Annotated in this window: 5 protein-coding genes; all 5 read left to right on the forward strand. The window is 65.3% G+C overall.

What is annotated here, in order from left to right; genetic code table 11:
• A partial coding sequence (locus ACTHNE_RS17250) for an enoyl-CoA hydratase/isomerase family protein (protein ID WP_440269890.1) occupies positions 1-1025 on the forward strand: 1025 nt, incomplete at its 5' end.
• A gap of 138 nt (positions 1026-1163) precedes the next feature.
• A complete protein-coding gene (locus ACTHNE_RS17255; RefSeq protein ID WP_440269891.1) occupies positions 1164-2369 on the forward strand; it encodes an acetyl-CoA C-acyltransferase in 1206 nt (401 codons plus the stop codon).
• A gap of 294 nt (positions 2370-2663) precedes the next feature.
• The gene (locus tag ACTHNE_RS17260) at positions 2664-4097 is read left to right on the forward strand and encodes a DHA2 family efflux MFS transporter permease subunit (protein WP_440269893.1); all 1434 of its coding nucleotides are present in this window, start codon (positions 2664-2666) and stop codon (positions 4095-4097) included.
• 95 nt (positions 4098-4192) lie between these two features.
• Positions 4193-4894 (forward strand): pirin family protein, encoded by a 702-nt coding sequence (locus ACTHNE_RS17265; protein ID WP_324941260.1) that lies wholly within the window; start codon positions 4193-4195, stop codon positions 4892-4894.
• A 25-nt stretch (positions 4895-4919) separates the two neighbouring features.
• Positions 4920-5581, forward strand: a 662-nt coding sequence (locus ACTHNE_RS17270) for a zinc-binding dehydrogenase (RefSeq protein ID WP_440269892.1), incomplete at its 3' end; no start/stop codon positions are given.

The following is a 5581-nucleotide window of genomic DNA, read 5'->3' on the forward strand; positions in this document are numbered from 1 at the left end:
ATCCCGTGTACAAGCGCCAGCTGTTCCCCGATGCGATTCTTGGCGAGAAGTTCGACCAAGGCACGACGGTGTGGGAGAACGACGGCGTCCGCCTCTGGACGCAAGGCGACGACGGCGTCGGCATCATCTCGTTCAAGACCAAGATGAACACGGTCAACGACCAGGTGCTCGACGGCATCCAGCACGCGATCGGCATCGCCGAGGAACAGCTCAAGGCGGTGGTGATCTGGCAGACCAGCGAACCGTTCTCCGCCGGCGCGGACCTGAAGGGTGCGCTGGGCCTGCTGCAGGCCGGCAAGGTGAAGGAATTCGACGCCATGGTCGCCAACTTCCAGCGCACCAGCATGCGCATCAAGCATGCGCTGGTGCCGGTGGTATCGGCCGTGCGCGGCCTGTGCCTGGGCGGCGGTTGCGAATTCCAGATGCATTCGGCGCGCACCGTGGCGGCGCTGGAAAGCTACATCGGTCTGGTTGAAGCCGGCGTCGGTCTGCTGCCGGCCGGCGGCGGCTTGCATGAGCTGGCCATCCGTGCGGCGCAGAGCAATCCCAGCGATCCGTTCGAAGCGCTGAAGAAAGTGTTCGAAACGGTAGCGATGGCGAAGGTCTCCGCCAGCGCGCTGGAAGCCAAGCAGCTGGGCCTGTTGCGCGACAGCGACGTGGTGGTGTTCAACGCCTACGAGTTGCTTTACGTCGCCAAGCAGGTGGCCGGTTCGCTTGCGGAAAGTGGTTATCGCCCGCCGCTGTACGCGCGCAACATTCCGGTTGCCGGCGATGTCGGCACGGCCACGTTCAAGGCGTCGCTCGCCAACCTGCAGGCTGGTTACTTCGCGTCCGAACACGACGTAGCGATCGCCACGCGCATTGCCGACACGCTGTGCGGCGGCGCGATCGAACGCGGCTCGCTGGTGGACGAAGAGTGGCTGCTGGCATTGGAGCGCAAGCACTTCGTTGAACTGGCGCAGACCGAGAAAACACAGTCACGCATTGCGCACACCATGACCACCGGCAAGCCGCTGAGGAATTAACTCGTCGCCCCGGCGAACGCCGGGGCCCAGCGACGTTCGCACGCATCAACAAAGACACTGGGTCCCGGCGTTCGCCGGGACGACGGCAAAAAAACTAACGGCGTTGCTGCATCGCGCGACGCCACGGAGCAAAAACACATGACCAAGCAAGTGCAAGACGCCTACATCGTCGCCGCCACCCGCACCCCGGTCGGCAAGGCACCGCGCGGCGTATTCCGCAACACCCGTCCCGATGACCTGCTCGCGCACGTAATCCGCGCCGTGATGGCGCAGGCGCCGGGCATCGATCCGCACGGCATCGGCGACGTGATCGTCGGCTGCGCCATGCCCGAAGCCGAGCAAGGCATGAACGTGGCGCGCATCGGCCTGCTGCTGGCCGGCCTGCCGGACACCGTGCCCGGCGTCACCATCAACCGCTTCTGTTCCTCGGGCCTGCAAGCCGTCGCCATGGCTGCGGACCGCATCCGCCTGGGCGAAGCCGACCTGATGATTGCCGCCGGCACCGAAAGCATGAGTATGGTGCCGATGATGGGCCACAAGGTGGCGATGAATCCGGGCATCTTCGACAACGAGCACATCGGCATCGCCTACGGCATGGGCATCACCGCCGAGAACGTGGCCAAGCAGTGGAAGGTGTCGCGCGAAGCACAGGACGCGTTTGCCGCCCAAAGCCATGACCGTGCGCTGGCCGCGATCAAGGCGGGTGAATTCAGGGACGAAATCACGCCGTTCCAGCTCGACGACCATTACCCTGACCTGGCCACCCGCGGCATCAAGACCGACAGCCGCACGATCGACACCGACGAAGGCCCGCGTGCCGGCAGCACGCCGGAGGTGCTGGGCAAGCTGAAGACCGTGTTCCGCAACGGCCAGTTCGGTGGCACGGTGACTGCCGGCAATTCCTCGCAGACCTCCGACGGCGCCGCCGCCGTGCTGCTGGCCAGCGAGCAGGCGATCAAGCAGTACGGGCTTACCCCGCTGGCACGCTTCGTAGGCTACTCGGTGGCTGGCGTGCGTCCGGACATCATGGGCATCGGTCCGAAGGAAGCGATTCCCAAAGCGCTCAAGCAGACGGGTATCGGCCAGGGCCAGCTCGACTGGATCGAATTGAACGAAGCCTTCGCCGCGCAGGCGCTGGCGGTAATCGGCGATCTGGGCCTGGACCCGTCCAAGGTCAACCCGCTCGGCGGCGCCATCGCGCTCGGCCACCCGCTGGGAGCCACCGGCGCCGTACGCACCGCCACGCTGGTACACGGCCTGCGCCGCCGCAAGCAGAAGTACGGCATGGTGACCATGTGCATCGGTACCGGCATGGGTGCGGCAGGCGTGTTCGAGGCGGTCTGACACCCCAGCACCCTCTCCCCGCCGGGGAGAGGGTTGGAGTGAGGGGACAACCTCGCCGAAGCAGGTAGGATGGGGTGCAAACCCCACCATCGGAATGCATGTACATGGCGGTGTTGGGGTTTGCACCCCAACCTACGGCGAGCTGCACGATCTCGCTTGTCCTGATCCCGCGCCCGGCGAATAATGCGACAACTGCGGCGCACACCCCGATGCGCCCACGTCCCGAGCGCTTCCGACTTCCTCGCCACCCGGCAAAGGCCCGCTGCGCTCGCTGCAGGAACCCTTGTGAGCGCGTTGAGTGAGGAAAAGCTGGATCTGCCGGCCACCGATCAGCCGGTCTATCCCGATTACCGCACCATTTCCCTGATCGTCGGCTGCGCGATCTTCCTCGAACAGGTCGACGGCACGGTGCTCGCCACGGCGCTGCCCACCATGGCGCGCGATTTCGGCGTATCCGCCCCGGCCATGAGCGTGGCGGTAACCAGTTATCTGCTGGCGCTGGCGGTGCTCATCCCGGTGAGCGGCGCGATTGCCGACCGCTTCGGCGCCAAACGCGTGTTCAACAGCGCGATGGTGGTGTTCATCATCGGCTCGGTCTTGTGTTCGCTCACGCATAGCCTGTCGATGATGGTGGCGGCGCGGCTGTTGCAGGGCGCGGGCGGCGCGATGATGGGGCCGGTGGGCCGGCTGGTGATCCTGCGCACGGTGGAGCGCAAGCATCTGGTGTCCTCGATGATGTGGACGCTCATACCCGCCGTGCTCGGCACCATGGCCGGGCCGCCGCTGGGTGGTTTCATCGTGCAGTACTTCGACTGGCGCTGGATCTTCTACATCAACGTGCCGATCGGCGCGCTGGGCTACTGGCTGGTGCGGCGCTATGTGCCGGAAGTGCACAGCGGCACGCGCCCGGCGCCGTTCGACTGGCTGGGTTTTGCACTGTGCAGCGTTGGCCTGAGCTGTTTGCTGTTCGGCCTGGAGCTGTTCGGCGAGAACACTCGCATGCGCAATGGCGTGATGCTGGTCGCTGTCGGCGCGGCCGCGTGCCTGGCCTACATCGGTCATGCCAGGCGCCGCGAGCACCCTGCGGTGGACCTGACGCTGCTGCGCATCGATTCGTTCCGCCTGTCGGTGATTTCGGGTGCGCTGATGCGCATCACCCAAGGCGCACAACCATTCCTGCTACCACTGTTGTTGCAGATCGGGCTGGGGTTTTCGGCGTTGCGCAGCGGCCAGTTGATCCTGGCCATTTCCGTCGGTGCGCTACTGGCCCGCCTGCTCACCACGCGCCTGTTGCGCTGGATCGGTTTCCGCCGCGTGATGCTCTACAACGGCGTGCTGGCGGGCCTCAGTTACGCCGTGTGCGCGTTCTTCCGCGCCGATTGGCCGTTCTGGCTGATGTTCGGCCTGCTGACCTGCTGCGGCGTCATCATGTCGGTGCAGTTCACGGCCTATAACACCATTGCCTACGAAGCCGTGCCGACCGAGCGCATGAGCGCGGCCAATAGTTTCTATTCCACCTTGCAGCAATTGATGCTGTCGGTGGGCGTGTGTTGCGGGGCGCTGATCCTCAAGCTGGCCATGGCGGCCAGCCATAACAGCGAGCCGAGCCGATTGAACTTCTCGGTGGCGTTCCTGGTGGTGACGCTGATTTCGCTCAGCTCCACCTATTGGCATCGCGCCTTTGCGCACGACGCGGGGCATGAGATGAGCGGGCACCGCCAGCGCTGAGGATACCCTGGCGACACACTGTTTCCCTGGCGGCAGTTCTCCTTCGCCATGGCCGGCTCTATCTTGCGCGCCATCCATAACCAGTGAGGTGTTCCATGATCGAACGGCGTACTTTCGACAGCCTGGGTGGCGCCGACCACGGCTGGCTCAAGGCCAAGCATCACTTTTCGTTCGCCAGCTACCACGACGCCAAGCGCATGGGCTGGGGCGCGCTGCGCGTGTGGAATGACGACACCATCGCGCCGCAGACCGGTTTTCCGGCGCATCCGCATGCGGATATGGAAATCATCACCTACGTGCGCGAAGGCGCGATCACTCATCGCGACAACCTGGGCAACCAGGGCCGCACGGTGGCCGGCGACGTGCAGGTGATGAGCGCGGGCAGCGGCATCACGCACAGCGAGTACAACCTGGAATCGGATACCACGCGCATTTTCCAGATCTGGATCATTCCGGACGAACGCGGCCGCGCGCCCTCGTGGGGCACCAAGCCGTTTCCGGCCGGCGAGCGTTCCGGACGCTTCGTGGCGCTGGCCAGCGGCATCGAAGGCGATGCGGACGCCCTGCCCTTGCGCACCAATGCTCGCGTACTCGGCGCCACCTTGAAGGCCGGCGAAACCGCGCACTACACGCTGGACCCACGGCGCTATGCCTATCTTGTGCCGGCCAAGGGCGCGGTGGAGGTCAACGGTGTGCGGCTCGACGCGCGCGATGGCGCGGCGATCCGTGACGAAACATCGGTGGCCGTGACCGCACTGGAAGACGCCGAGCTGGTGCTGGTCGATACCAGTCCGTAACCCCAAGCAACAAGGAGCGCCGCTGATGACATCCATGCAAGCCATCGAGATTCCGCATTTCGGTGGTCCGGAAGTGCTGGTTCCAGTGGAGCGCCCGATTCCCCGCCCCGGCGCTGGCGAAGTGTTGATCAAGGTCGTCGCATCGGGCGTGAACCGGCCGGATGTCTTCCAGCGGCAAGGCCACTACGCGCCGCCGCCCGGCGCTTCGGATCTACCCGGATTGGAAGTGGCGGGTGAACTGGTGGATGGCGATTTCAGCGGCGGCAATCCATTCGGGCTCAAACGCGGCGACGCCGTATGCGCCCTGCTGGCCGGCGGCGGCTACGCGCAATATTCGGTGGCGCCGCTGGGCCAATGTCTTCCCGTACCCGCGGATGTGAGCGTGCAGGACGCTGCCGCGCTGCCGGAAAACTATTTCACCGTGTGGAGCAACGTATTCGATCGCGGCCGGCTGGGGCAGCGCGAAAACGGCGGCATGGAAAGCCTGTTGGTACAGGGCGGTTCCAGCGGCATCGGTGTGACGGCGATCCAGCTTGCACACGCGTTGGGTCATCCGGTGTTCGCTACCGCCGGCAGCGATGAAAAATGCCGCGCCTGCGAAACGCTGGGCGCGCGCGCCATCAACTACCGTACCGAGGATTTCGTCGAGCGCGTGAAAGCGTGGACGGATGATCGCGGCGTGGACGT

The sequence above is a fragment of the Dyella sp. genome (genome assembly GCF_051954575.1).
Taxonomy (GTDB): domain Bacteria; phylum Pseudomonadota; class Gammaproteobacteria; order Xanthomonadales; family Rhodanobacteraceae; genus Dyella_B.